The organism is Pseudomonas sp. AC112 (assembly GCF_979253545.1).
In genome coordinates this window covers 6043746-6067110 of sequence record NZ_CEEDCM010000001.1, presented here as the reverse complement: position 1 = coordinate 6067110, position 23365 = coordinate 6043746, and the positions used below count along the sequence as shown (strand labels likewise).

Annotated in this window: 28 protein-coding genes and 1 pseudogene; 19 read left to right on the top strand and 10 right to left on the bottom strand. The window is 61.8% G+C overall.

All coding sequences use genetic code 11. The features are described 5' to 3' along the window. Positions 1–124: 124 nt before the first annotated feature. Entirely contained in the window at positions 125–2629 is a 2505-nt protein-coding gene (locus tag AC0IYN_RS28095) for a TonB-dependent siderophore receptor (protein ID WP_471844318.1), read from the top strand. 58 nt (positions 2630–2687) lie between these two features. Here AC0IYN_RS28095 and AC0IYN_RS28090 read toward each other — a convergent pair whose 3' ends face one another. Both AC0IYN_RS28090 and pdxR read right to left on the bottom strand, forming a co-directional pair. After that, a complete protein-coding gene (locus AC0IYN_RS28090) occupies positions 2688–3269 on the bottom strand; it encodes an LOG family protein (RefSeq protein ID WP_406597478.1) in 582 nt (193 codons plus the stop codon). Positions 3270–3349: 80 nt separating this feature from the next. Beyond that, positions 3350–4735, bottom strand: a complete 1386-nt coding sequence (gene pdxR / locus AC0IYN_RS28085; RefSeq protein ID WP_471844316.1) for a MocR-like pyridoxine biosynthesis transcription factor PdxR — start codon at positions 4733–4735, stop codon at positions 3350–3352. A gap of 184 nt (positions 4736–4919) precedes the next feature. Here pdxR and AC0IYN_RS28080 point away from each other — a divergent pair, with 184 nt between their 5' ends. Beyond that, the gene (locus AC0IYN_RS28080; RefSeq protein ID WP_099493947.1) at positions 4920–5360 is read left to right on the top strand and encodes a carboxymuconolactone decarboxylase family protein; all 441 of its coding nucleotides are present in this window, start codon (positions 4920–4922) and stop codon (positions 5358–5360) included. A 91-nt stretch (positions 5361–5451) separates the two neighbouring features. Continuing rightward, complete coding sequence (locus tag AC0IYN_RS28075) at positions 5452–5781, top strand: hypothetical protein (protein ID WP_078050907.1); 330 nt, start codon at positions 5452–5454, stop codon at positions 5779–5781. Between the two features lie 3 nt (positions 5782–5784). Here the strand turns inward: AC0IYN_RS28075 and AC0IYN_RS28070 are convergent, their stop codons facing one another. After that, entirely contained in the window at positions 5785–6684 is a 900-nt protein-coding gene (locus AC0IYN_RS28070; protein ID WP_406597476.1) for a LysR family transcriptional regulator, read from the bottom strand. A 109-nt stretch (positions 6685–6793) separates the two neighbouring features. Here AC0IYN_RS28070 and AC0IYN_RS28065 point away from each other — a divergent pair, with 109 nt between their 5' ends. The 5 genes from AC0IYN_RS28065 (at position 6794) to AC0IYN_RS28045 (ending at position 10330) form a co-directional block, all read left to right on the top strand. Next, entirely contained in the window at positions 6794–7837 is a 1044-nt protein-coding gene (locus AC0IYN_RS28065; protein WP_471844313.1) for an AbrB family transcriptional regulator, read from the top strand. Positions 7838–7903: 66 nt separating this feature from the next. After that, positions 7904–8599, top strand: a complete 696-nt coding sequence (locus tag AC0IYN_RS28060; RefSeq protein ID WP_471844311.1) for a fumarylacetoacetate hydrolase family protein — start codon at positions 7904–7906, stop codon at positions 8597–8599. A gap of 36 nt (positions 8600–8635) precedes the next feature. After that, positions 8636–9544 carry a helix-turn-helix transcriptional regulator gene (locus AC0IYN_RS28055; protein ID WP_406597473.1) on the top strand — a complete coding sequence of 303 codons (909 nt, stop codon included), beginning with the start codon at positions 8636–8638 and terminating at the stop codon, positions 9542–9544. 74 nt (positions 9545–9618) lie between these two features. After that, positions 9619–10065, top strand: a complete 447-nt coding sequence (locus AC0IYN_RS28050) for a GNAT family N-acetyltransferase (RefSeq protein ID WP_471844308.1) — start codon at positions 9619–9621, stop codon at positions 10063–10065. A 4-nt stretch (positions 10066–10069) separates the two neighbouring features. Further along, a complete protein-coding gene (locus AC0IYN_RS28045; protein WP_457238683.1) occupies positions 10070–10330 on the top strand; it encodes a hypothetical protein in 261 nt (86 codons plus the stop codon). A 258-nt stretch (positions 10331–10588) separates the two neighbouring features. Here the strand turns inward: AC0IYN_RS28045 and AC0IYN_RS28040 are convergent, their stop codons facing one another. Next, positions 10589–11533, bottom strand: coding sequence for a sensor domain-containing diguanylate cyclase (locus tag AC0IYN_RS28040; protein ID WP_458375096.1), 945 nt, complete (start codon positions 11531–11533; stop codon positions 10589–10591). Positions 11534–11780: 247 nt separating this feature from the next. Here AC0IYN_RS28040 and AC0IYN_RS28035 point away from each other — a divergent pair, with 247 nt between their 5' ends. Further along, positions 11781–12029, top strand: a complete 249-nt coding sequence (locus AC0IYN_RS28035) for a DUF1652 domain-containing protein (RefSeq protein WP_078048059.1) — start codon at positions 11781–11783, stop codon at positions 12027–12029. Here AC0IYN_RS28035 and AC0IYN_RS28030 read toward each other — a convergent pair. After that, positions 12026–12166, bottom strand: coding sequence for a hypothetical protein (locus tag AC0IYN_RS28030; protein ID WP_177409459.1), 141 nt, complete (start codon positions 12164–12166; stop codon positions 12026–12028). The genes AC0IYN_RS28035 and AC0IYN_RS28030 overlap by 4 nt on opposite strands. 213 nt (positions 12167–12379) lie before the next feature. Here AC0IYN_RS28030 and AC0IYN_RS28025 point away from each other — a divergent pair, with 213 nt between their 5' ends. From AC0IYN_RS28025 to AC0IYN_RS28005, 5 genes and pseudogenes are all read left to right on the top strand, one after another. After that, complete coding sequence (locus AC0IYN_RS28025; RefSeq protein WP_406597469.1) at positions 12380–12691, top strand: YXWGXW repeat-containing protein; 312 nt, start codon at positions 12380–12382, stop codon at positions 12689–12691. A 15-nt stretch (positions 12692–12706) separates the two neighbouring features. After that, the gene (locus AC0IYN_RS28020; protein WP_099493940.1) at positions 12707–13285 is read left to right on the top strand and encodes an RNA polymerase sigma factor; all 579 of its coding nucleotides are present in this window, start codon (positions 12707–12709) and stop codon (positions 13283–13285) included. Next, positions 13282–13713, top strand: coding sequence for a hypothetical protein (locus AC0IYN_RS28015; RefSeq protein WP_406597468.1), 432 nt, complete (start codon positions 13282–13284; stop codon positions 13711–13713). Before AC0IYN_RS28020 ends, AC0IYN_RS28015 begins: the two co-directional genes overlap by 4 nt. After that, the gene (locus AC0IYN_RS28010) at positions 13710–14177 is read left to right on the top strand and encodes a periplasmic heavy metal sensor (RefSeq protein ID WP_471844304.1); all 468 of its coding nucleotides are present in this window, start codon (positions 13710–13712) and stop codon (positions 14175–14177) included. The genes AC0IYN_RS28015 and AC0IYN_RS28010 overlap by 4 nt, the downstream gene beginning before the upstream one ends. Before the next feature lie 9 nt (positions 14178–14186). After that, a pseudogene (locus AC0IYN_RS28005) lies at positions 14187–14447 on the top strand (restriction endonuclease); the annotation flags it as partial. A 112-nt stretch (positions 14448–14559) separates the two neighbouring features. On the opposite strand, the gene AC0IYN_RS28000 reads toward AC0IYN_RS28005, so the two are convergent. Further along, entirely contained in the window at positions 14560–14922 is a 363-nt protein-coding gene (locus tag AC0IYN_RS28000; protein WP_078048065.1) for an NUDIX hydrolase, read from the bottom strand. Between the two features lie 126 nt (positions 14923–15048). Here AC0IYN_RS28000 and AC0IYN_RS27995 point away from each other — a divergent pair, with 126 nt between their 5' ends. Then, entirely contained in the window at positions 15049–16029 is a 981-nt protein-coding gene (locus AC0IYN_RS27995; protein WP_406597466.1) for a Gfo/Idh/MocA family protein, read from the top strand. A 37-nt stretch (positions 16030–16066) separates the two neighbouring features. Next, on the top strand, positions 16067–16696 hold the full coding sequence (locus AC0IYN_RS27990) for a ribonuclease T2 family protein (protein WP_458375098.1): 630 nt from the start codon (positions 16067–16069) through the stop codon (positions 16694–16696). Here AC0IYN_RS27990 and AC0IYN_RS27985 read toward each other — a convergent pair. Further along, positions 16693–17130 carry an Rrf2 family transcriptional regulator gene (locus tag AC0IYN_RS27985; RefSeq protein ID WP_471844301.1) on the bottom strand — a complete coding sequence of 146 codons (438 nt, stop codon included), beginning with the start codon at positions 17128–17130 and terminating at the stop codon, positions 16693–16695. The genes AC0IYN_RS27990 and AC0IYN_RS27985 overlap by 4 nt on opposite strands. Positions 17131–17274: 144 nt before the next feature. On the opposite strand from AC0IYN_RS27985, the gene AC0IYN_RS27980 reads away from it, so the two are divergent. Both AC0IYN_RS27980 and AC0IYN_RS27975 read left to right on the top strand, forming a co-directional pair. Continuing rightward, positions 17275–18147, top strand: a complete 873-nt coding sequence (locus tag AC0IYN_RS27980) for an NAD(P)/FAD-dependent oxidoreductase (RefSeq protein ID WP_471844299.1) — start codon at positions 17275–17277, stop codon at positions 18145–18147. A 187-nt stretch (positions 18148–18334) separates the two neighbouring features. Continuing rightward, positions 18335–20023: a phospholipase D-like domain-containing protein gene (locus AC0IYN_RS27975; RefSeq protein ID WP_471844297.1), complete on the top strand. Its 1689-nt coding sequence runs from the start codon at positions 18335–18337 to the stop codon at positions 20021–20023. Here AC0IYN_RS27975 and AC0IYN_RS27970 read toward each other — a convergent pair. Together AC0IYN_RS27970 and AC0IYN_RS27965 are read right to left on the bottom strand one after the other, a co-directional pair. Then, positions 20016–20609, bottom strand: a complete 594-nt coding sequence (locus tag AC0IYN_RS27970) for a TetR/AcrR family transcriptional regulator (RefSeq protein WP_471844295.1) — start codon at positions 20607–20609, stop codon at positions 20016–20018. The genes AC0IYN_RS27975 and AC0IYN_RS27970 overlap by 8 nt on opposite strands. Positions 20610–20673: 64 nt before the next feature. Continuing rightward, positions 20674–21516, bottom strand: coding sequence for an alpha/beta fold hydrolase (locus tag AC0IYN_RS27965; protein ID WP_406597461.1), 843 nt, complete (start codon positions 21514–21516; stop codon positions 20674–20676). Positions 21517–21846: 330 nt separating this feature from the next. Here AC0IYN_RS27965 and AC0IYN_RS27960 point away from each other — a divergent pair, with 330 nt between their 5' ends. Further along, positions 21847–22434, top strand: coding sequence for a LysE family translocator (locus tag AC0IYN_RS27960; protein WP_406597460.1), 588 nt, complete (start codon positions 21847–21849; stop codon positions 22432–22434). Here AC0IYN_RS27960 and AC0IYN_RS27955 read toward each other — a convergent pair. Next, the gene (locus AC0IYN_RS27955) at positions 22376–23269 is read right to left on the bottom strand and encodes an AraC family transcriptional regulator (protein ID WP_457238676.1); all 894 of its coding nucleotides are present in this window, start codon (positions 23267–23269) and stop codon (positions 22376–22378) included. The two genes, AC0IYN_RS27960 and AC0IYN_RS27955, sit on opposite strands and share 59 nt — an antisense overlap. Positions 23270–23365: the final 96 nt, after the last annotated feature.

Here is a 23365-nt window from a genome sequence, read left to right as displayed (position 1 = left end):
CTACACGAAAAAGCGATAAACCTGATTGCGTCATCGCTTCTCAAATAAAAATCGCTCGCATCCTTGCCCGATTTCCCGACGTGGCCGTCATGGTTAATAGAACCTCCCTTACGCAGGATTTCCCATGTCGCGCCTTGCTCGTCCCTTGCATCCACTGGCTTTGTCAGTGGCGATGGCTTTTGCCGCTGTGCCGTTGCTGACCGTCCAGACCTCCTTTGCCGAAGAAAGCACCAGCAGCGCCGAGCGCAGTTTTTCCGTTCCCGCCGGAGATTTGAGCCAAGCGCTCAATAGCCTGGCCGAGCAGGCAGGCTTGGTGCTGGCCTTCGATGCAAGTCTGACCCGTGGCAAGCGCAGCAAGGGTTTAAAAGGACAATACGCCATCGACGTGGCACTGAATCAGTTGCTCGCCGGCAGCGGTTTGCAAGCCTTGAAGATTTCCGCCGACCGCTATCGCCTGGAAGCCATCCCGGACAACGGCGGTGCCATGGAGCTCCAAGCCACCACCATCAGCGGCGCGTACCAGAGCGAAAGCCCGACCGGGCCGGTGGCCGGCTATGTGGCCACGCGCAGTTTGTCGGGTACCAAGACCGATACCGCGCTGATCGAAACCCCGCAGTCGATTTCCATCGTCACCAAAGACCAGATGCGCGCGCAGAACGCCGAGAGCCTCAACCAGATCCTGCGCTACAGCGCCGCCGTCATCCCGGAAACCCGTGGCGCCACCGCGTCGCGCCTGGACCAGTTAACCATCCGTGGTTTCTCCCCGGCCACCTACCTCGACGGCCTGCGCATGCCATCGAGCCGTGACGCCTTGCCGCAGAAAGACGCCTTCGACCTGGAGCGCGTGGAAGTGCTGCGCGGCCCGGCATCGGTGCTGTACGGGCAGGGCACGCCGAGCGGGGTGATCAACATGGTCAGCAAACGCCCGCTGGACACACCGTTTCATGAAGTGGGCGTGGAATACGGCACCTTCAACAAGAAACGCACGACCTTCGACCTGAGTGGCCCATTGGATGATCAGGGCGTGTATTCCTACCGCGTGGCCGGGCTTTTCGACGATGCAGACGGCCAGGTGGAGCACACCGAGACGCGCCGTCAGTCGCTGTCCAGCGCGTTCACCTGGCGCCCGGACGACGCGACCTCGCTGACCCTGCTCGGGCATTTCCAGAAGGACCCCAAAGGCGCGTCCTACGGTTCGGTGCCGGCCTGGGGCTCGGTGCTGCACAGCCCGACCGGGCGCAGCATCGATGTGGATTTCTACGACGGCGAAAAGAACTTCGAGAAAAGTGACCGCGAGTACTACAGCATCGGCTGGGCATTCGAGCATCACTTCGATGACGTGTGGACCGTGCGCCAGAATGCGCGTTACCTGCGCAGCGAAGGCCAGTACCGCAGCCTCTACAGCAACTACCTGATGGCGGACTATCGCACCATTCGCCGCTCGACCATCGCCAGCGATGTCGACCTGGATGCCTACACCCTCGACAATCAGGTGCAGGCCAAATTCGATACTGGCCCGTTGCAGCACACCTTACTGATGGGGCTCGACTACCAGAACACCAGCACCGATACCCTGTCCGGCTCGGGCGTGTACACCGCCGGCCCGACCCTGGATATTTTCAATCCGGTCTACGGCGCGGCCGTTCCGGTGCCGGCCTACACCACCGACGGCACCTCGCGCAGCGAGCAGACCGGCGTGTACCTGCAAGAACAGATGAAATGGGACAAATGGGTCCTGTTGCTGGGCGGGCGTTATGACTGGGCCAGCACCGACAGCAGCACCAAGACGATTCGCACCGGCGCCAAATCCGAGTCGTCCCTGGACAGCAAGGCGTTTACCGGCCGTATCGGCCTGGTCTATCTGTTTGATAATGGCCTGGCACCGTATGCCAGCTACGCCGAGTCGTTCAACCCGCAGTCGGGTACGGGCTATGGTGGTTCGGTGTTCAAGCCCACCGAAGGCAAGCAGTATGAAATCGGTATCAAATACCAGCCGCCGGGCAGCAACAGCTTTATCACGGCGGCGATCTTCGACCTGCGCCAGACCAACGTGCTGACCACCGACCCGGACCCGACTCATCTGTGCGGCTCCGGACGCTGCCAGAGCCAGGACGGTGAAGTGCAATCCCGTGGCTTTGAGCTGGAAGGCAAGGCCAGCCTCAATGACAACCTGGACATCACCGCGGCCTACGCCTACTTGGACAACCGCATCAGCAAGTCCAACAACACCGTGCGGTATGCGCCCATCAGTGACATCGGCGTAGGCCCGGCCATCGCGGCCGAAGGCACCACCACCTACGGCGTGCCGCGTCACACCGCCTCGGCGTGGGCCGACTACACCTTCCACGATGGCAACCTCAAGGGCTTCGGTGTCGGTGCGGGGGCTCGGTATGTCGGCTCGTCCTGGGGTGATACGGCCAACACCCTCAAGGTCCCGGGCTACACCTTGTTCGATGCGGCGGTGCACTACGACATCCCGAACATCACCAGCCTGAAGGACAACCTGCGCCTGGCGCTCAATGCCACCAACCTGGCGAATAAAGAGTATGTCGCGTCCTGCTACTCCTATTCGTGGTGCTGGTATGGCTCGCAGCGCACCGTACAGGCAAGCGCCACGTACCAATGGTGAGGTAAAAAAAGGCCTTGGCGAAAGGATTCGGGAGCAGCATCGCCAAGGCCGAAACGGGCTAGCGCTTAGCGGGCTCAATCCATTTGTTGACCACCGGCGCCTGCCACTGCCCAAGGGCATCGAGCAGGGCGCCGGGGTTGTCTTCTACGATCAGCATTTGGCTGTGTTCGGCCTTGATGAAGCCTTCCTGCACGCCGTGCGCGAACAGGCCCTGCAACGGCACGAAAAACTGTGCGGTGTTCAGGCAGGCCACGCCTTTGTGGTGCTCGCCCAATTGCGTCAAGGTCATCGCTTCCAACACTTCTTCGAAGGTGCCGAGGCCACCGGGCAGGGCGATGAAACCATCGGCCAGTTCGCTCATGCGCGCTTTGCGGCTGCGCATGTCTTCGGTGATTTCATAGGCGCTGAGCCCAGGATGCATATGCCCGAGTTCATGCAGCAATCGGGTGATGACGCCGATCACTTCGCCACCCTCGGCCAGTGCGCTGTCGGCAATCACGCCCATCAGGCCCTTGGCACTGCCGCCGTAGACCAGGCGAATACCGCGCCGGGCGATTTCGCCGCCCAGGGCTTTGGCGTCTTCACTGTAGCGAGGGTGGATGCCGAAGTTGGAGCCGCAAAACACCGTGAGACTGCGCATCAGAAATCCTGGCTGGGGGAGGGTGTCGCAGTTTCACGGCTGTTGGCCGACAAGAACAGCGCCAAGAAATCACCTGCTGACTAGGCCACCAAGCATTCCAGGATGCGCCGGCCCAATGCTTCGGCGCTGGCCTGAGAGTCGATGTTGGCAAACCCCAACAGCAGACCGGGACCGGTGTGCTGCACGACAGTCCATTCGCTCAAGGCTTCCGCGAAGAGACCGACGCTTGTCAGTTTCTGCACCAGCAAGCGGTCCGATTGCGGGGTCTTGAACCGCAGGATCAGGTGCATCCCGCCAGGTTGTGCATCAATGGAAATATGCTCGCCCAATACCTTGCGCAACCCGTTGGCGGTGGCTTCGCGGCGCTCGCCGTACAGCTTGCGCATACGTTGGATATGCCGCGCGAAATGCCCTTCGGCGATAAAACTGGCGACGATGGCCTGGGTCAGTTCCGGGCAGTTGCCGAGGAAGCTCTGGCTGACCTGCTCGAAACGACTGACTTGGGAAACGGGCACCACGAGATACGCCAGGCGAATGCCGGGGAACAGCACTTTGCTGAAGGTACCCGCGTAAAGCACCCGGCCCTCGCGGTCCAGGCTCTTGAGGGCAGGTAATGGGCGGCTGACGTAACGGTACTCGCCGTCGTAGTCGTCCTCGATGATCCAGGCCTGTTCACGGCGGGCCCAGTCCAGCAGCTCCAGGCGGCGCGGCAGCGACAGCGACACACACAGCGGGCTTTGATGGGCCGGGGTGACGACCACGGCGCGGGCGGCGCTGAGGTGCTGTACGCAGAGGCCGTCCTGATCCACAGGCACGGGGATGGACTTGATCTGCAAGTGGTCCAGCAGTGGTCGTGTGGGCAGATAACCAGGGTCTTCGACCAGCACCGCGTCGCCGGGTGAGAGCAACGCATGGGTGACCAGGCTCAGCGTGTTGCGGTAGCCCGACGTGACGAAGATCTGCTCCGGCGTGCAGTGGATCCCCCGCGCCACCTGCAAGTAACTGGCGATAGCGGTGCGCAGCGAAGGCAGGCCGTAGACCGGCGGGTTGGACATGTCCGCCAGTTGTGTGGCGCGTACGCAGCGGGCGGCGATTTTCGACCAGATCTTGCGTGGGAAGGCGTCCAGCGCCGGCAGGCCCATCTGGAAGGGGCGCACCTGTGACTGTTGTCGCACCGCGTTGTAGGGCGTGATGACCACGGGCGTAGGTTGTGCGCTCTCGATGCCGTGCGCCACCACCGTGCCCGCCTGGCCGCGAGGTTCAAGGTAACCCTCTGCGGTCAGCAATGCGTAGGTGCTGTCGATCGTGCCGCGCGCCAGCCCCAGTTCCTTGGCCAGCGCCCGTGCTGCCGGGACACGTTGGCCAGGCTTGAGCAGGCCCTCCGCGATGGCGCTGCGAAAGCGCCAGTAAAGCTGGCGGTAGATCGGCTCGGCCGAGGTAGGGTCTGGGGGCGGTAGGGTGTGCATGGGGGTGGATCTCCAGGTCGCGGCTTTCTTCACTGTAGTCGAGCCATGACCTATACAGAAGTGCCATAACGGCACCCGTTGACTAGGCCATCATGGCCCGGTCACCGGGCCCATTCTTGGCTCTTCAGAGGTGAGCCATGGCGCGGCAACATGGTGCCTTCACTCAACCTCGACAGGATTCATCATGACCACTCGCCTCGACTACACCCAAGCATCCCCGGAAGGTTACAAGGCTTTCGGCGGCGTTTATGTCTACCTGCAAAACAGCGGCCTGCCCAAAGCGCTGATCGACCTGGTCTACCTGCGCGTGTCGCAGATAAACGGCTGCGCATTCTGCATCGACATGCACTCGCGTGACCTGCTCAAGCAAGGCCTGGCCGTGGACAAGCTGGTATTGGTGCCGGTGTGGCACGATGCTCGCAATGTGTTCACGCCCCGTGAGCGCATCGCCCTGGCCTTTGCTGAAGCCGTGACCCGCAGCGATGTGTCGGACGCGGATTACGCAGCGGCCGCCGCCGAGTTCAGCGCCAAGGAACTGGCCGACCTCACCTATGGCATCGCGTTGATGAATGCCTTCAACCGCTTGGGTGTCACCTTTCGCACCACGCCTGCTGCGGCCAACTGAAACTTGCGCAATAAGGCAATTTAATGGCCCCTTTGTAACCAAATCCTCGCCAGAATCGCTTTTATTTTCAGGTGGTTAGGTGAGGATGCAAATGCGCTCTGTTGGAATCATGCTGATCGCCTGTTCCCTGGCCGGCGGCGCGGCTGCCGTGCAGGCACGGGAGCTGCGCGAGGGTGACAAGTACATGTGCAGTTGGGGCGCCGGCACTGCCGCCAGGGCTCAGGAACTCAAGTTATCTGGAGTGTCGTTGTACGCGGCGCGGCAGAAGATCCAGACCATGAAATTCAACAAATCGTGGATGCGCATGATGGCCATGGGCATCACCGAACAAACCTACGACAGCCGCTCACGGCTCAAGCCCGAGGCGATTCGCCAGGGGTTCTATCAGGATTGCGTGCGCTACAAGGTCGCACGCAAATAACCCTTAGCGCGACAGCGGCGAGCTGGCATCCTCCTGGAAATACTGCTTTGCCGTTTCAATGAACCGCCGATTGGCCTGGGACAGGTATTCACTGGCGCGCCAGCACAGGTTGAAGTGCATGAACTGCGCCGGCTCGAATGACACCCCGACCAACCCCGGCTCCTGCTCCTGAACCGAACGCAGCAGGGTGGACACGCCCATCCCGCTGCGCGTCGCGGTAATCACCAGTGGCACAAAGTTGCTCTCCAGGGCAATGGTGAAACGCACGCGAGCGTTGCTGCAAAACGCATCCAGCAGATGGCGTTGCAGGAAGGTGTTGTCGAACACCAACATCGGTTCACCCTGCAGGCGTTGCGCCGAAATGGATGGCGCGCGCGCCAGCGGATGCTGTTCGGCCATACACAGCACCATCTCATCGCTGCCCAGCAACACCGATTCCCACTCCGGATCAACCCGGCGCGACTCCAGCAGCGCCACGTCGATGTCTCGCGTAGCCAGGCGTTCGCTGATGTCATCGGCACTGCCTTCCACCACATGCATGGCAATGCCTGGGTAACGCGTGCGAAATTGCATCAGCAGTTCGGGAATATGGCGGATGCCATACATGGGCGGCACGCCGACGCGGATCTCGCCGCTGTGCAGTTGGGTCAGGTCCTGCAATTCTCTTCGGGCGCCGGCCAGTCCTTCCAGGCATGCTTCGGCACGCGCCAGGAACAACTGGCCTTCGGCGGTCACGCTGATCTGCCGTGTGGCGCGGTTGAACAGCGCTACTCCCAATTCGTCTTCCAAGCGGCTCACCGCCATGCTCAGCGCCGGCTGTGCCACGTGCAACGCGTGGGCGGCCTTGGTAAAGCTGCCTTGGCGGGCGATCTCGACGCAGTACTCCAACGCTTTCAGGTTCATACGGGCTCGCATAACAAACTGTGATGACTGGTTTCACAAATGGATATTTTCTGTGATGAAGGCGAGTCTATAACCTGTCGGCATTCTTCTCCACGCCGAGTGCCACACCATGCACAGCTTTCGACCTTATTGGCTTGTCACCCTGATCGTCGGTGCTTTGGGCGGCAGCCTTGCCAGTTGGGCGGGGTGGCCGTTGCCCTGGGTGATCGGCTCGCTGGTGGCGGTGATGCTGACGCGCTGCGCCGGCAGCCTGGTGCCGGAAGTTCCCCATGGTCGCCAAGCCGGGCAACTGATCGTGGCGGTCGCCATTGGCTGTCATTTCACCTTGCCGGTAATGCAGCAGGTGGCGGCCCACCTCGGGCTGATCGTCACGGCCGTGTTGCTGACGCTGGTGCTAGCGCTGTGTTCGGTGCTGGCCCTGCATCGCTGGGGTGTGGCGTTCGGCACGGCGTTTTTTGCCCTGATGCCCGCCAACTCCAGCGAAATGGTACACCTGGGCCGCCAACGCCAGGCAGACACCAGCTTTATCGCCGCCGCCCACAGCATCCGGCTGCTGCTGATCCTTATGACAGTTCCTGCCGTCGCCACCTTTGGCATGCCCGCCGTGGCTGCCCCTGTGCCCTTGCCGGTGATCTGGCCGTGGCTGATCTTCATCCTGGCGATGGGCTGGCTGGCGGCCCTGGGTTTCAAGCAGTGCAAGCTGCCCAACCCGTGGACGTTCGGGCCGTTCCTGATCTGCGCGGTGGGGGTGGGCTGCAATCATCTGTCGATGAGCATGCCGGGCTGGCTCAGTGGCAGCGGGCAGTTGTTGATCGGCTGTGCATTGGGCGTCGCGTTTGACCGAAGTTTCTTTCGCCGCGCACCAGGGCTGCTGGCCAAGGTGATGCTGTTATTGGTTGTGTCGGTGGTCACCACCGCCGTGGTTGCCTGGGCGCTTGGCGCCGGGTTGGGCATGCCCTGGCTGTCGCTGGCCCTGGGCATGATGCCTGGCAGTGCGCCGGAAATGAGCCTGACCGCCGAGGCCCTGGGCCTGGCGGTGACGGCGATGCAAGTGATCCGCATGCTGCTGATCCAGGCGGCCTGCCTGCCACTCTATCGCCTGCTCAACCCGCAGCCGCAGGTGCAAGCACCGGTCAGTGCAAAATCTGCGTAAGCCTGTCCAACTTTGCCCCGGCCACCCTGGCCATACTGGCGCCAGGTAAACGAAGAGGCACAGGCCATGACTGATTACGTATTCACCCCCGCGCCAATCCCATCCCTCGCGGTAGAAGGCAGCGAGGTGCGCTTCCCGCTGCGCCGCGTGTTCTGCGTGGGCCGTAACTACAGCGAACATGCACGCGAGATGGGGCATGACCCGGACCGCGAGCCGCCATTCTTCTTCATGAAACCTGCGGATGCGGTGGTGCCGGCGCAAGGGGTGATTGCCTACCCGCCGTTGACCGCCGACCTGCATCACGAAGTGGAACTGGTGGTGGCCATCGGCAAGGACGGCGTGGATATCAGCCCGGAACAGGCGCTTTCACACGTCTGGGGGTATGGCCTCGGCATCGACCTGACCCGCCGCGACCTGCAAGCCCAGGCGAAAAAACACGCGCGTCCCTGGGAGTGGGCCAAGGCCTTTGACGAATCTGCGCCCACCACGGCACTGCGTCCGGTTAGCGCGGTCGGGCACCCGTCCAGCGGCAAGATCTGGCTCAAGGTCAATGGCGAACAGCGCCAGGTGGGCGACCTGGCCGACCTGATCTGGTCTGTCAGTGACGTGATCAGCCATGCCTCGCGATCCGTCGCGCTCAAGGCCGGTGACCTGATCTTCACCGGTACGCCTGCAGGCGTTGGCGCGTTGCAGCCGGGCGATGGGGTCACCGCCGGCATCGATGGCATCGGCGAGTTGCGTTTCACCCTCGGCCAGGGTTGAGGCTACAGTGGTGCCCAGGCCACCCGAGAGACCGTTATGCCAGGCACCCGCGTCACCACCTATGGCATGGAACAGCGCAGCGACCGCCCCGACTTCTACATCCGCGACAAACGCGGCAGGGCGGCGCTGACCCATCCCCATCGCCATGAATACTTTCAGATCCAGATCAACCTCGGCGGCGACACCGTGCAGCATATCGGTGGCGCAGTGCGGCCGTTTCCGCGCAAGGCCCTGGCGTTTATCCTGCCTCATCGCTTGCATGTGATTCCCCATCCCGAGGATGGCGAGTTCATGTTGATCAACTTCAGCCAGGCGTTTTTCCTGCCGCAGTTGACCTGCGACCCCTTGGACCTGGAAGACATCCCCATCGGCCAGGCGCCTGAGCTGTCGCCGTTTCGTTTCCAGGAACAGTTGGATTTCATCCTCGATGACACGGCGTTCGAGCAGGTGCAAACCTGGCTCACCCACATGCGTCAACTGGATGCCCAGCGTACCTTCGGTGCCCGTGAGCGCCTCAAGGGCTACCTGTTTCAACTGGTTGGCCTGGTCTGCGAACAGTACGCCGAGCCCCTGCAAGCCTTCGCCGCCAACAATGCCACCCGGCGTGGGCGCAAGGATGCACTGGCGCGCGTGCAGGGGTATATCCGCGAGCACCTGCATGAGCCGACGCTCAACCTGACGGACGCGGCCGCCGCCGCATTCCTGTCCCCCAATTACCTTACCCACCTGCTGCGCAAGGAAACCGGCAAACCCTTCTCGCAACTGGTGCTCGACCGTCGCATGCAGTTGGCGCGCACCTTGTTGCTCAACAGTGCGCAGCTGATTGGCGCCATCGCGCACCGCTGCGGTTTTACCGATGAGGCGTACTTTTCCCGGTGTTTCCGCAAGGCCCATGGGGTGGCACCGGGGCAGTTCCGTCGCCAGCAGCATGGCGAGGCGCCGTAGGGCGTTTTACAAATCCACGACATTCACTGTGTTTCTATTTGCATACAATTGCGTCCTTCATCCGGGAGGCCAGTATGCAAACCCTGATCCGCACAGCGACACAGGACGACGTCGACACGCTCTTCGCCATTCGCACCTCGGTGGTGCAAAACCATCTGAATGTCGAGCAAATGGCCGACCTGGGCATCACGCCACAGGTGCTGGCCGACAGCATCCGCGCGGCGCCTTGCGTATGGATCGCAGAAGTGGATGGCCAGCCCGCGGGGTTCAGCATGGTCGACCTGGCCGGGGGCGAGGTGTTCGCGATGTTTGTGTTGCCGACCCACGAGAACCTGGGCCTGGGCCGTCAATTGATGGCGGTGGCCGAGGCCGCGCTGTTTGCGCACCATGAGCGGCTGTTCCTGATCACTGACGGACGCGACGGCATACGGGCCAACGGGTTCTATCAGCGGCTGGGCTGGGCGGTGGTCGGCCAGGTCGAGGGTGGCGACGTGCGTTACGAGAAGAGCAGGGCGCCGTAACGTCATGAACGCGCCCGAGTCGCCGTCCTCCAACAGCTTTCGCTACTTCGTCGTCGGCGTGCTGTGCGTTGCGGTGTTGCTGGGTGTTTATTTTGTCCGGCTCAATGCCGAGGTCGACCGCGAGCGGGACGCGGCCAATGAGCGCCTGGCACTGTGCAGGCAGGTGGAAAGTGTGGCGCGTTCGGTACTGCCGCAAGGCATTGAAGCCGAAGACACGTGCACGCATTTAAAGGGGCGTGTATCAAGAAGTGCGACAACGCAATAACCCTTTTTAATACGTGGAAATATCACCGGTAGTTGCACCAAAAAGTGGCACTTATATACCCGGCTACCTTAAAAAAGGTGTGGTTATTGAATGACTTACGGCGCTTTTAATCCGACGAAAGGATTAAATTAATCTTGTGACGGCTTTTATCACTCGATACTATAGCCGGGCGTTCACCTCCCACGGTTTATGCATTTTTAAATCCCAAGTTTCCATCAGCTACTTGGGATTTTTTTTGCCTGCGATTTGACCTCCGCGTCACACTTCGCCGTCGGCGAATGCTGCACGCATTCGTCCATTGCGTTTGGCCTGGTACAGCAATTTGTCGACCTCTTCGACAAACTCCAGCATCGGCGTATCAGGTTTGACGATGCGCGTGCCGACGCCGAGGCTCAGGGTCAGCCAGTTCGACACCGCCGAATAGCCGTGCTCGATCTGTTGCTGACGGACCAGATGCAGACAGCGTTGCGCCACTTGCCTGGCTGATTGCGCATCGGTTTCCGGCAATAACCACACAAATTCCTCACCGCCGATACGTGCAATGAAATCCCGTGGCCGGTTGGCCGCCTGGGACAGGGTGTTCGCCACGTGCCGCAAGCATTCGTCGCCCTTGATATGGCCGTAGTGGTCGTTGTACTGCTTGAAAAAATCGATATCCAGAATGATCAACGACAGCGGCAACTGGCTGCGCTGGGCGCTGGCCCATTCGCGTTCCAGTACGGTGTCGAACATGCGCCGGTTGGCGATGCCGGTCAGGCCATCCTGGTAGGAGTATTCCTCAAGTTGTTTTTGCAGGCGCACCAGGTGTTCTTCGGTCTTCTTGCGCTCGCTGATATCGAACATGAAGCCGACCAAGGCCTCGACCTCACCGTCGTTGCGCACCACGTGCACCACATCGCGAATCCATACGTAGTCGCCATTCACCGTCAGCGCCCGGTAGTCCGCCTCATGGTCCACCCCGGCGCGCGATTGCGACACGCAGAAGTTCACCACATAGTCGCGGTCGTCGGGGTGCATGCGCTCGACCCAATCGTCCACGCTGACCCAGCTTTGCGGCGTCCAGCCGAGCAGCGTCTCGATCTGCGGGCCGATGTAGCTGAAGGTCATGGTCGGCCAATCGATGCGCCAGGGGATGGCCTTGGTCGATTCCAGCAAGGTCTTGTACACATCGCTGTCGGGCTGGCTCGGAGGGTCGATGCTCATGGTGGGCTGCTCAGGATGATGGCGAAAAGCCAAGAGCCTCTTTCGATCCCGGCGTGGAGTCAAGTGCTCGCGGCAACAGCAGACGAGAGGTTTAAAGGCGGGTTTTCTGGCGTCAGCGATTCGACGTTTCCAGGACGAAATGAGGCCTGGCTAACACTTTTGCATGAATCGCTACATGCCCCGTAAAACCTCATCTACTCTGTCTCCATCACAACTACCGGGTGAGGCCCAGGGAAGGGGACTTATCATGATTTCAATCGTTGAATTCAACCGCATCATGGCCTCGGGTTTCCTGCCGCTGACGTGCGACTGCACGCTCAACAGCGACGGCTCGTTGCGCATCAATATCTTCGAACCAGTGTCTGGCCGGGTCGAGTTGTTACTGACGGGTGTGTCCCCCAACGGTTTGGACAGCATCCGTTCCATCTCAAACCTGATTGGCGAGTTGCGCACCGAGATCAAGGCTGGGCGCCGTGGGTTTGCGGCGGTGGGCTAGCCGTTGACGGTGTGGCTCGGCGCATCGAGGGCGCCGTAGTACCGCCAGCAGCAATGGCGGTGTTCCGGCACGATCACGCAGCCGCTCAGGCTGACAATCAGCAGTGCGGCAACCAGCATGTAAAGTCGGCGGTACATGGTGTTTCCTCTTGGGTTGATCAGCGTTAATCCTTCAACGCCGCCACGTGGGTAAATCCGTCGCCAAGCTTTCAAACATTTCATCAAGCCCCGCCATCCCCTGGGCAATACTGCTCCCGTAAATAATCCGCGCGTTCTGCGACGGATTTTTCGCCACCCGCCGTTCAACCCATCAGCAACCTGCACTGTCGCCTGTTGCATGAAGGAGTTGCCATGAGACCCCTGGCCAAATTGCGTTTTGCCTTGCTTGCTCCGCTGGCCCTCGCCGCGTTTGTCAGCGCCCCTGTGTTTGCCCAGACCGAAATCATCATCCGCCAGGCGCCACCGCCGCAACGCGTGGAAGTGATCCCTGTGGAGCGCCCCGGTTACGCCTGGGACCGCGGGCACTGGCGCTGGGAAGGGCGTGGCTACGCCTGGGAGCCTGGTCATTGGCAACCGGTGATGCGCAACGCGCGCTGGGAGCCCGGCCATTGGGAGGCCCATGGCCCCAATTGGTACTGGCGTGAAGGGCATTGGATCCGCTGACCGAGAATTGCCCGATTGAAAGACACTGATCCGGACGTTGAGCTGCTTGCACGTATCAGCAACAACGAGCCTGCGGCCGTCAACGAAATGGTGACGCGCAAACTGCCGCGTCTGCTGGCGCTCGCCAGCCGGATCCTGGGGGATGCCGATGAGGCCAAGGACGTGGCCCAGGAAAGCTTCCTGCGCATCTGGCGCCACGCGGCCAGTTGGCGCAGTGGCGAGGCGCGCTTCGACACCTGGCTGCACCGGGTTGCGCTCAACCTGTGCCATGACCGCTTGCGCCGACGCAAGGAGCGCCCGTTGAGCGACGACGATACGGCGGCGTTGGTCGACACCACGCCGTCCCTGGACGAACAGTTGGAAGCCGCCGACCGCAGCGCTCGCATGGCCGCCGCGTTGGCGGCGTTGCCCGAGCGCCAGCGTGAAGCGATTGTGTTGCAGTACTACCAGGAGCTGTCGAACATCGACGCCGCGGCCCTGATGAATATCAGCGTCGAGGCACTGGAGAGCCTGCTGTCGCGGGCCCGACGCCAGTTGCGCAGTCAACTTGCCGACACACCCGGGCTTGCCCGCCCAGGAAGGGGAACATCATGACACCTGAACGATTTGCTTATCTGGCCGACGCCTACGGGGCCGATCTACAGCGCTGGCCATTGGCAGAGCAAGGCGCCGCACAGGCGCTGCTCGACAGTGGTAATGCCAGTGCGCGCGAAGCATTGCACGCCGCTGGCTGGCTGGATGCCCAACTGGACAGCCATCAACTGGCCTTTCTCGACCCGGCACTGGCCCGGCAGATTCGCCAGTCTGCGCCGCGTCGCGCGTCGTTCTGGTCGCGTTATGCCGGATGGTTGTCGCCTGCGGGGTTGGTGGGGGTGGGCATTGCCGGCGTCGCCACAGGCATGTTGGTGGCGTCCATGAGCGTGCCGCTGCCGATGGTGTCCGCCGAGGTGTTGCCCAGTGTGTTTGATCAGGGCGATGCGCAGGTCATCTTTTCCGTCAATGCCGAGGACACCGAGCAATGAGCGCTCAATCCCTGAAACCGTGGTTGCTTGTCTCGGTGCTGCTCAATGTGTTTTTGATCGGCGGGGTGGGCGGTGGGTGGTACCACTGGGTGGCGAGTGCCAAGCCGGTGGAGGCGTTGGTCAACCAGCATGGGTTGCGGCAGGCGATGGTCAAGTTGCCCCCGGAACGGCGCAAGGAGTTGCGCACATTGCTGCGGCAGAACCGTGCGGACAGTCAGCCGTTGGTGATGGCGGGGCGGGAAGCGCGGTTGGGGGTAATCAAGCAACTGGAGGCGCCGACGTTGGACCGGGATGTGCTGGTGACGGAGTTGGCCAAGGCGCGGGAGGCGGATATGGCGTTGCGGGCGTTGGTGGATTCAACGTTGGCGCAGTTTGCCGCGACGTTGCCTCGGGAAGAACGGCAGAGGTTGGTGGAGGCGTTGTATTTGCGGGGGCAGGAGGGAGGGAAGAAGCCTCGGTCTTGAGTACAGGCGATGATTGATCCCGCTGTACTGCAACAACTGGCCCCCGATGGCGTGCTGCGTGCCGCCATCAACTTCGGCAACCCGGTGCTGGCGCAACGCGGCGCGGGCGGCGAACCACGGGGGGTCTCCGTGGCGTTGGCCAAGGCCTTGGCTGAAGGGCTGGGTGTCGAGTTGGCGCTGATCACCTTCGAGGCGGCGGGCAAGGTCTTTGCTGCGCTGGCCGAGGATGCCTGGCGCGTGGCGTTCCTGGTCATCGAGCCGGTACCTGAGCCGTACGGTGGCACATGCAGCCGCTGCCGCGTTCGTCAGATCCTTTGTCGAACGGCAGAAAGAGAATGGTGGGGTAAAACGAGGTCTCGAGGCCAGCGGGCAGAGCGCTGAATTACAGGCGACGTAGAAAGGATTTGACGATGTGCCGGGTGGCGTCGGTAGTGTCCAGGTCGTCCATGGCGCCATAGGGATGCCACTGGCAATCGATTATTTCATTGCAAGGTTTTGCATCGGCGAGGTTTACCACCGAGGCTTCGAACACATGGTGCACGGTGTCGCGCGCCTTGAGCTCCTGCAGGTACAGCAAGCCGTCCACGTTCAACCCGGTCTCTTCTTCCAGCTCGCGGGCCGCCGCGCCGACCGGACGCTCGTTGCGTTCGACCTTGCCCCCCGGCAGCGCCCATTTTGATCTGGCCTTGCGCACGAAGAGGATATGCCCTTCGTGTTCGCAAATGACCGTGGCCCTGATTTTCATCGTCTGTGCCCCGCAGCGGGATGAGTGTCATAAAAGTGTAATGCAATTGTCATGCTAAGTGGTTATGGCGCTGACGTGTGGGGATGTGGATACTGCCCGATTGATCAAAACGGACGAGGAGAGCAGATGAGCACCGTACGCTGGGGCATGATCGGCTGTGGCAGTGTCACTGAATTGAAGAGTGGACCCGCTTTCTACAAAGCGCCAGGTTCGGCGTTGGTGGCCGTGATGGGGCGCCGTGAAGAGGCGGTGCGCGATTATGCGGCACGCCACGGCATTGCGCGCTTCTACACCGACGCCCAGGCACTGATCAACGACCCCGAGGTGGACGCGGTGTACATCGCTACGCCGCCGGACAGTCACCTCGAATACAGCCTGATGGTCGCGGCGGCCGGCAAGCATTGCTGCGTCGAGAAGCCCATGTCCCTCAATGCCGAGCAAAGCGCGTTGATGCAGCGCACCTTCGAACGCGCCGGGTTGCATCTGTTTGTCTCCTACTACCGGCGTTCGCTGCCGCGCTTCCAGCAAGTGCGTGATTGGCTGCGGGACGGGCGGATTGGTGAGCTGCGTCATCTGACCTGGACCTTGTGCAAACCACCGGGCGTCGACGATGCCAGCGCCGCCAACTGGCGCACCGACCCGGCCATTGCCGGCGGAGGCTACTTTGCCGATCTGGCCAGCCATGGGTTCGACCTGTTCCAGTACCTGGCCGGCGACATCATCGAAGTCTCGGGCTTTACTGCGCGACAAGCCGGGCGCTATGCGGCCGAGGACGCCGTGACGGCGTGCTGGACCTTCAGTTCGGGCGCACTCGGCATGGGCTGCTGGAATTTCGTCGCAGACCGCCGTGAGGACCGGGTGGAACTGATCGGCAGCCGTGGGCGCATCTGCTTCTCGGTCTTCGAAGACCAGCCCCTGCACCTTGAAGGCGATACCAACGAGGTGCTGGAAGTGCCGTGCCACGCGCACATCCAGTGGCACCACGTGCTGGCGATGAACGCGCATATCCGCGGCGACGCCGAGCACCCGTCACTGGGCATCGAGGCGCTGAAGACCGATCGCATCCTCGACAAGGTGCTACAACGTAACCCCCATCATCCTGGGTAAACGCGATAGGTTTGTTGTCTTTGGAAGGAATGGACGGATGAAATACTGGATGGCGTTGTGGCTGGTACTGGCCGCAAGTGCAGGGGCGGCCCCGCGTACCCAGGGTACGCCGGGGGAGTTTGATTTTTATGTGTTGTCGCTGTCGTGGTCGCCGACCTTTTGCCTGACGCACCCGGACAATGAACAGTGCTCGGGCAAGGGCTACGGTTTTGTGTTGCACGGTTTGTGGCCGCAGTACGCACGGGGAGGGTGGCCGGCCTCATGCGTACCCCAAGCGCAGTTGACTCACGAAGCGATCGAGAAGGGCGCGGCCCTGTTCCCGACCCGGTCGCTGCTCAAGCACGAATGGGCCAAGCACGGCACGTGCACGGGGCTGGAGCCGTTGGCCTACCTGGGAAAAACCGACCAGGCACTGGGCGTGGTGACTATCCCGCAGACGTTGCAGCCATTCAATACGCCGCCGTCGCTGCAGGCCAGTGAGATCGAGGCGTTGTTTCGCGAGAGCAACCCGCGCATGGGCAACCATGGGCTGGCAGTGATCTGCAAAGGCAAGGTGTTGTCGGAGGTGCGGGTGTGCCTGACCAAGGACCTGGCGTTCGCCGGTTGCCCGCGTAGCGTAAAAACCCAGTGCCCCGACGGCGATATCCGCATCCCCGCCCAGCGCTAAGGCAGCATCGCCACGCGATAGCGCTCGTCAAAATCTTCAGCCAATTGCGCCAACGTGACCTCGCCCAGGCGCTTCAACAGCAGCGCCTGGGCTTGCTTGAAGGCGTCCGTCAGCGCGGCGTTCACCGCTTGTTCCACCAGGCATTCCGGGTGGTCAGTGGACAGGCCGATAGCAAATATCGACGGCGTGCCCAAGGCGTTGTGAATCTCCAGCAAGGTGATTTCACTCAACGGCTTGCCCAGGCTCCAGCCACCTTGATGGCCTTTTTCCGAGCGGACGTAGCCCTTTTCCTTGAGCAGCCCGAGCGTGCGCCGGACCACCACCGGGTTGGTGCCCAGCATCTGCGCGATGGTTTCCGACGTGGCGCGCTCTTCATGGCGACCCATATGGATCAGCACATGCAGCATGCGCGAAAGACGGGTGTCGTTTCTCATCAAAGGACCTCGGGTCAATTCAGTACACAGTATCCTTCGCAACCTGAAAAGTTGCGAGACGCTTGACGGCCTATTTTTACGTAACTTATGGTGTGTCGTGAAAGCGTCCGGATAACCGGGTGCACACAGCATGGGGTCATTTTCATGATGTACGACGTAATCATCGTGGGCGGCAGCTACGCCGGCCTGTCCGCTGGCCTGCAATTGGCACGGGCGCGGCGCCAGGTGCTGGTGATCGATGCCGGGCAGCGGCGCAACCGCTTTGCAGGCACATCCCACGGGTTTCTCGGCCAGGACGGGCAGGCGCCAGCGATCATCGCCGCCGAAGGTCGTAGCCAGTTGATGGAATACGCAACGGTCACGTGGGTGCAGGACCGCGTGGTTGAGGCCGACGGCTTCAGCGTGCGCACCGAGCATAACGGTACCTTTGAAGGCAAGCGCTTGATCCTCGCCACGGGTGTAGTCGACGTGCTGCCCGACATCGAAGGCCTGGAAGAACGCTGGGGCAAGCACGTATTCCACTGCCCTTACTGCCATGGTTATGAGCTGGACCAAGGCCGCATCGGGGTACTCGCGACCTCACCGCTGGCCATGCACCACGCGCTGATGCTGCCGGACTGGGGCACCACCACGTTGTTTACCAATGGCGTGTTTACCCCGGATGCCGAACAGCAGGCGCAGTTGGACCGTCGTGGGGTGCGTGTGGAAAGCGGAGTGGTACGGAGGATCTGCGGTGCGCGTGCCGACCTGGAATTGGACGATGGCCGGGTGTTCAGCCTCGACGGTCTCTTCACAATGTCTCGCACGCAGATCAGCCCATTGGCCGCACAACTGGGGTGTGAGTTGGCCGACGGCCCTACTGGCCCTTATCTGTTCACCAATGACATGCGCCAGACCTCCGTGCCCGGTGTGTTTGCCTGTGGTGATGCCTCCCTCGCCGCCGGTTCCGTGGCGCTGGCCGTGGCCGAGGGCGTGCGCGCCGGGGTGGGCGCACATTTTTCCTTGATCAACGGTTGAGCTTGGCCAGGATCGGCACAGAGGCACAGCTGACGCGCAGGGTGCCAACGGCCGCTGTGTTAATCGAGATCGTTGCCAAGGATGGGCGGGTGTTGGGCATTGACGATATCGTCACGCAAGCGCCACTGGCTTGATGCCGCGCAGGCGCTAGACTCTAAGGACCGTCTCCCATTGGAAGGGACATCACTTGAGCGCCGATTTCGAGAGCAAGACAACGTTCCAAGGGTTGACCTTCAAGCTGTACCGAGGAGAGGGCGCTGCACTGCTGGCATTCGACCTGGCCCCCGACCTCGCCACCGTCGATTTTGTCGGCTTCAGCATCGAAGTGCGTTACCCCGGCAGCACGCACTGGGGCGTGCTGCACAACCGGTTGCACTTTGACTACCCGCCCACGCCCGAGCGACCGCGTACTTTTCCGTCCACCGAGGCACCGTTCCAGAAATTCCGCTGGGTCCATGTGCCCAGCGAGATCCTTCCGGGCTATTACCGCTACCGGGTCACCGCCTGCTACATGGGCGCCGACGGCGTGCTGAGCAAGGGTGTGGGCGTAGAGGGGCAGGTCAGCCTCGAAGCGCAAACCCTCAACCAGTTCGTGAATATCGGTTTCACCCGAGGTTTTGCGTCGTCGCAGGCGTACGGCGACCGTTTCGACAATGAAACACGCATCCTGCCGCCGGCTCGCTCTGCGCCCAGCGCCTACCTGGAGTTGGACATGGCGCCGTTCGAACGCAATTACCAATGGCTGGGGTTCGAGGCGCGGCAGTTGATTCTGCAGGTGCTTGATCAAGTGGCCAACGACTCCGAGCTGACCCTTGATGCACTGATCTACGAAAGCAAGGAGCCCGACCTCCTGCGCCGCCTGGAACAGCTCGGCCCACGCCTGCGCGCAATCATCGACGACCATGGCGACCAAGGCGCCGCCGACAGCTGTGAAAGCCTCAGCGCCACGCGCTTGAGCGCAGCAGGGGCACAGGTCAAGCGCTTGCATTTTTCCAGCCAGCAGCACAATAAAGTGCTGATAGTGCGCCGCGCCGGCAAGGCGATCCGCGTGCTGGGCGGCTCCACCAACTTTGCCCTGCGCGGCCTGTATATCCAGGCCAATAACGTGCTGTTGTTCGACGATGAAAGGGTCGCGGGCAAGTTTGCAGAGGCATTCGATGTTTACTGGCAATCGCCCGCGACGTTCCGCCAGCACCCGCTCGCGCAACAGTGGTGGGTGGTGCGCGACGAGCCGGGCTCCAAGGTTTCGTTGTGCTTTGCACCCCATGCCGACAGCGCACTGTCCTTGGACCCCATCGCCACCAGCATCGAAAACGCCACCAGCTCGGTGCTGTATTCCATCGTGTTTCTCAGCCTGATCAACGGCAAAGTGCGCACCGCGCTGGATGAGTTGATGCAGCGCGCGCTGTTCTCCTATGGTGTGGCCCAGCGCACCGGTAAGCTGGCGGTGCGCAAGCCGGACGGCTCGGTGGGGCTGCTGCCGTTCGCTTACCTGGCGAGTAACGCGCCGGCGCCGTTCAGGTCGGAATGGTCGGGCAATGCGGGGAACATGGTGCACAACAAGTTTGTGGTCACCGACTTCAATGGCGCCAACCCCACGGTGTACACCGGGTCATCCAACCTGGCCGGAGGCGGGGAGAAGAACAACGGCGATCACCTGATCCGCATTGAAGACCGCAAGGTCGCCGTGGTGTATGCCATCGAGGCGTTGCGCCTGTTTGACCACTTCCACTTTCGCGTCAATGCCAGCCAGCCCGGTGCGCTGCAGACCCTGCGCCTGGCCAAGCCACCGGCAGCGGGGCAAAAACCCTGGTTTGACGCCTACTACCGACCCGGCCATGTGAAGGCGCGGGACCGCGAGTTGTTTGTCAAATAGGTTGGGGTTGGCCATCCACCAACTGCTGGAACAGTGGCGTCAGCAGGTCGACCAACACCTGGGGATCGGCCTTGGCCAGTGCCGACAGTTCGAGCATCTGGCGCATCACCTGGAACCCGGAAACCAACGCCATCACCAGCGCCGCGCGCTCCTCGTGGTGAGCGCCCTCGAGGGCGGCGGCCATGGTCGCCTGGTGACCTTTTTCCACCTGTTCGCGGCCGATGATGGCGGCGCGTTTGCTGGAAGCCGAGTGCAGCATGATCAGGAAACCTTCCAGCGGCGTGCTGCCGGCTTCGGTAATGCTGACCAATGCGGTGGCGAGGGTGCGTCCGAGGTTTTGCGAATGGAGGTTGCCTTCGGTGAGGATGATCGGGCTGGCCATGGTGTCGGCGATCACTTCGGCAAACAGCTGCTCCTTGGAGCCGAAGTAGCGGTTGACCAGCATCGCGGTCACCCCCGCGCCGGCAGCGATTTCACCTACGCCGGCGCCGTCATAGCCCGACTGGGCGAACGCTTTGCGCGCGGAGAGCAAGATGGCTTCGCGGGTGACGGCGGCGTTGCGCCTTCGTGGAATGGGGTTGGGCATTGGCGTCCTGACGTGGCTGGAAACGGTGGGCGCGCAGGTGATGCGCGCCGACAGGGTACAGGGTCTATTTGCCGTCGAGGAAGCCCAGCAATGCCGCATTGAACAAAGCCGGGTCCTGCAGGAAGGCAAAGTGGCTGGTATTGGGCAGGATCAACAGGCCCGCACCGGGAATGGTCGCGGCCATGTACTCGGTGTGTTCGCGCTTGATCGCCTCATCATGGTCGCCATCGGCAATCAGAATCGGCGTCTTGATGCTTTGCAGTTGTGCGTCGGTCCAGTTCGGTTGGCTGGCCCACATATGGCTGATCTGTTCGACAAACGCGTCGTACTCTTTCGGCGTTGGCGACAGCTTGCCGTACTCCTTGCCCGCGCGTTCGATGAAGGCCGCGAAGGTCGGGTTCTTCTCGACGCCATCCTTCACCCCGGCAGTCTGGGTGTTGGCGGCGAAGGCGAACACTTTGCCGATACGGTCCGGGTGACGCAGGGCCAGGTCGATGCCGATGATGGCGCCGTCGCTCCAGCCGACGATATCGGCGCGGGGGATTTTCAGGCTGTCGAGCACGGCGACCACGTCGTCGGCCATCAGGTCGTAGCCGTAGGGTTTGTCGTCCCGTGAGCTGCGCCCGTGGCCACGGCTGTCGAGACTGATCACCGTGTGCTTGGCGGCCAGCGCCTTGACCTGGTTGCCCCAGTAATCGGAGTTGGACAAGCCACCGTGCAGCAGCACCACCGGTGAGCCATGGCCGGTGCGGGTGTAATAGACCTTGATGCCGTTGACGGCGGCATAGCCGCTCTTGGCGCCGGCCACGGGGGCGGGCGTTGGCGGCAGGGTTTCCCAGCGTTGAGCGGCTTGGGCCGCAGAAAAACACAGCATCAGGCAGGCGGCTGCCAACAGGCGACGTGACATAGCGGTTCCTTTTTTTGTGTTGAGGAGGGGCTGAACTCTAGCATCGGCCGCGGTTCGACAAATACGCATTTTTGCCTATCAAAACCTGCCATTCGAAAGAAAAAAATGCAGTTATATCAATGGAATAAAAGCGTCTAAAGCACCTTGTGGGCACCTGGCTGGCCGCTTCGTCTAGAGGGTCACGCTGCAGGTGTGAGATGTCGGCCATCCACGGGAATTGCGGGGATCGTCTACAAAATAATTCGACGAGGGTTATTTTGTTCAATACCCCGCTATTGATGCGCTTTACCGTGGGCCCATCGTCACTCGTTCGAATAAAAAGGAATTGCAATGAGCTTGATCGTTTCCATGGCTGCGTTTGCGTTGGCCACTTCCATCACACCGGGGCCTGTGAATGTGGTTGCGCTGAGTTCAGGGGCACGCTTCGGTTTTTTGGCCAGCCAGAAACACGTGTTCGGCGCCGCGGCGGGCTTCACCTTGTTGCTGGTATTAATCGGCCTGGGCTTGCATGAAGTGCTGCTGCGCTGGCCGATCCTGACTCAATTGATCCAGTGGGGCGGGGTGGTCTTCCTGCTGTACATGGCCTGGAAGCTGGCGGTGGACGATGGCCGGCTGGATGCCGATGGCACCGCCACCGCGCCGTCGATGCTGTATGGCGCGGTCATGCAATGGCTCAACCCCAAGGCATGGCTGGCCTGCGTTGCGGGGATGGGGCTGTTTGTGGCCGACGGTGATGCGCAGCAAGTGTGGCTGTTCGCGAGCCTCTACCTGGTGATCTGCTACCTGTCGGTGGCGTGCTGGGCCTATGCCGGGACGTTTCTGCGCCGCTACCTGGGCAACCCCCAGGGCGTGCGTGTGTTCAACCGCTCAATGGCCGCGTTGCTGGTGGCCAGTGTGGGTTATTTGCTGATGGCTTGAGCCGGTCGCGGTACTGCCCGGGTGTGGCGGCGAAGTGCAGCTTGAACGCGCGCTGGAAATGCGCCTGGTCGGCAAAGCCGGCGGCCAGGGCGACCTCGGCGATCAGCTCGCCGTTACGCAACTGGGCGCGGGCAAACTGGATACGCTGGTTCACTAGGAACGCATGGGGCGTCAGTCCGTAATACTGCTTGAACGCGCGGATCAGGTAGGACGGCGATAACTCGGCAGCCAGGCAAATATCTTCGAGCTTCAACGCCTGGGTGCAATGGGCGCGGATAAACTCGGCGGCCCGTTCCAGCTTGTGGTTGACCTCACGCGGCGGCGTGTCGGAGGGGTTGAGGCGCTGTTGCACTTCACTGAAATAACTCACCAGCGCACTTTGCTTTTGCAGGTGTTCGGCTTGCGTGTCCACCAGTGTGCGGTAGAGCGCCAACAGCCCGCGATACAACACGGGGTCGCACGTGTAAGGGGTGTTGAACGCGCGATAGCCCTGGTCGGTGCTGAACCCCAGTTGGTATTGCAGGTCGGTCAGCCAGGGCGTATCGAGGTACAGCATCTGATACGACCAGTGCTCGTTGTCGATGGGGTTGCACGCGTGCACATCGCCCGGGTTCATCAACACCACGGTGCCGGCGCTGATCTGGAAGGTCTGCGCGCCGTAGTGGTAATAGCTGCGCCCCAGGGTCACCGCACCGATGGAGAAGTGCTCGTGGGCGTGCCGACCGTAGGTGACCTTGCGTCCGTCGGCAATGGTGCGCGCTTCGATGAAAGGCAGGCGCTCGTCGCGCCAGAACTGCGGCGCGTGCGCGGGGTGCATGGGTGTGTTCGGCGGCATGGTGGCGGTTCCATCCCTTGAGAGATCGAAGGAGGATCATTGCACAGGCTGCCACAAATTTCAGGTGCTTAAGCGCGGCGGCTGCGCGTTTGGCAA

Bases quoted from the DNA above. Each gene is read 5' to 3' on its own strand.
- AC0IYN_RS28095 (WP_471844318.1), top strand. From the start codon at position 125: ATGTCGCGCCTTGCTCGTCCCTTGCATCCACTGGCTTTGTCAGTGGCG.
- AC0IYN_RS28090 (WP_406597478.1), bottom strand. From the start codon at position 3,269: ATGCGCAGTCTCACGGTGTTTTGCGGCTCCAACTTCGGCATCCACCCT.
- pdxR (WP_471844316.1), bottom strand. From the start codon at position 4,735: ATGCACACCCTACCGCCCCCAGACCCTACCTCGGCCGAGCCGATCTAC.
- AC0IYN_RS28080 (WP_099493947.1), top strand. From the start codon at position 4,920: ATGACCACTCGCCTCGACTACACCCAAGCATCCCCGGAAGGTTACAAG.
- AC0IYN_RS28075 (WP_078050907.1), top strand. From the start codon at position 5,452: ATGCGCTCTGTTGGAATCATGCTGATCGCCTGTTCCCTGGCCGGCGGC.
- AC0IYN_RS28070 (WP_406597476.1), bottom strand. From the start codon at position 6,684: ATGAACCTGAAAGCGTTGGAGTACTGCGTCGAGATCGCCCGCCAAGGC.
- AC0IYN_RS28065 (WP_471844313.1), top strand. From the start codon at position 6,794: ATGCACAGCTTTCGACCTTATTGGCTTGTCACCCTGATCGTCGGTGCT.
- AC0IYN_RS28060 (WP_471844311.1), top strand. From the start codon at position 7,904: ATGACTGATTACGTATTCACCCCCGCGCCAATCCCATCCCTCGCGGTA.
- AC0IYN_RS28055 (WP_406597473.1), top strand. From the start codon at position 8,636: ATGCCAGGCACCCGCGTCACCACCTATGGCATGGAACAGCGCAGCGAC.
- AC0IYN_RS28050 (WP_471844308.1), top strand. From the start codon at position 9,619: ATGCAAACCCTGATCCGCACAGCGACACAGGACGACGTCGACACGCTC.
- AC0IYN_RS28045 (WP_457238683.1), top strand. From the start codon at position 10,070: ATGAACGCGCCCGAGTCGCCGTCCTCCAACAGCTTTCGCTACTTCGTC.
- AC0IYN_RS28040 (WP_458375096.1), bottom strand. From the start codon at position 11,533: ATGAGCATCGACCCTCCGAGCCAGCCCGACAGCGATGTGTACAAGACC.
- AC0IYN_RS28035 (WP_078048059.1), top strand. From the start codon at position 11,781: ATGATTTCAATCGTTGAATTCAACCGCATCATGGCCTCGGGTTTCCTG.
- AC0IYN_RS28030 (WP_177409459.1), bottom strand. From the start codon at position 12,166: ATGTACCGCCGACTTTACATGCTGGTTGCCGCACTGCTGATTGTCAGC.
- AC0IYN_RS28025 (WP_406597469.1), top strand. From the start codon at position 12,380: ATGAGACCCCTGGCCAAATTGCGTTTTGCCTTGCTTGCTCCGCTGGCC.
- AC0IYN_RS28015 (WP_406597468.1), top strand. From the start codon at position 13,282: ATGACACCTGAACGATTTGCTTATCTGGCCGACGCCTACGGGGCCGAT.
- AC0IYN_RS28010 (WP_471844304.1), top strand. From the start codon at position 13,710: ATGAGCGCTCAATCCCTGAAACCGTGGTTGCTTGTCTCGGTGCTGCTC.
- AC0IYN_RS28000 (WP_078048065.1), bottom strand. From the start codon at position 14,922: ATGAAAATCAGGGCCACGGTCATTTGCGAACACGAAGGGCATATCCTC.
- AC0IYN_RS27995 (WP_406597466.1), top strand. From the start codon at position 15,049: ATGAGCACCGTACGCTGGGGCATGATCGGCTGTGGCAGTGTCACTGAA.
- AC0IYN_RS27990 (WP_458375098.1), top strand. From the start codon at position 16,067: ATGAAATACTGGATGGCGTTGTGGCTGGTACTGGCCGCAAGTGCAGGG.
- AC0IYN_RS27985 (WP_471844301.1), bottom strand. From the start codon at position 17,130: ATGAGAAACGACACCCGTCTTTCGCGCATGCTGCATGTGCTGATCCAT.
- AC0IYN_RS27980 (WP_471844299.1), top strand. From the start codon at position 17,275: ATGATGTACGACGTAATCATCGTGGGCGGCAGCTACGCCGGCCTGTCC.
- AC0IYN_RS27970 (WP_471844295.1), bottom strand. From the start codon at position 20,609: ATGCCCAACCCCATTCCACGAAGGCGCAACGCCGCCGTCACCCGCGAA.
- AC0IYN_RS27965 (WP_406597461.1), bottom strand. From the start codon at position 21,516: ATGTCACGTCGCCTGTTGGCAGCCGCCTGCCTGATGCTGTGTTTTTCT.
- AC0IYN_RS27960 (WP_406597460.1), top strand. From the start codon at position 21,847: ATGAGCTTGATCGTTTCCATGGCTGCGTTTGCGTTGGCCACTTCCATC.
- AC0IYN_RS27955 (WP_457238676.1), bottom strand. From the start codon at position 23,269: ATGCCGCCGAACACACCCATGCACCCCGCGCACGCGCCGCAGTTCTGG.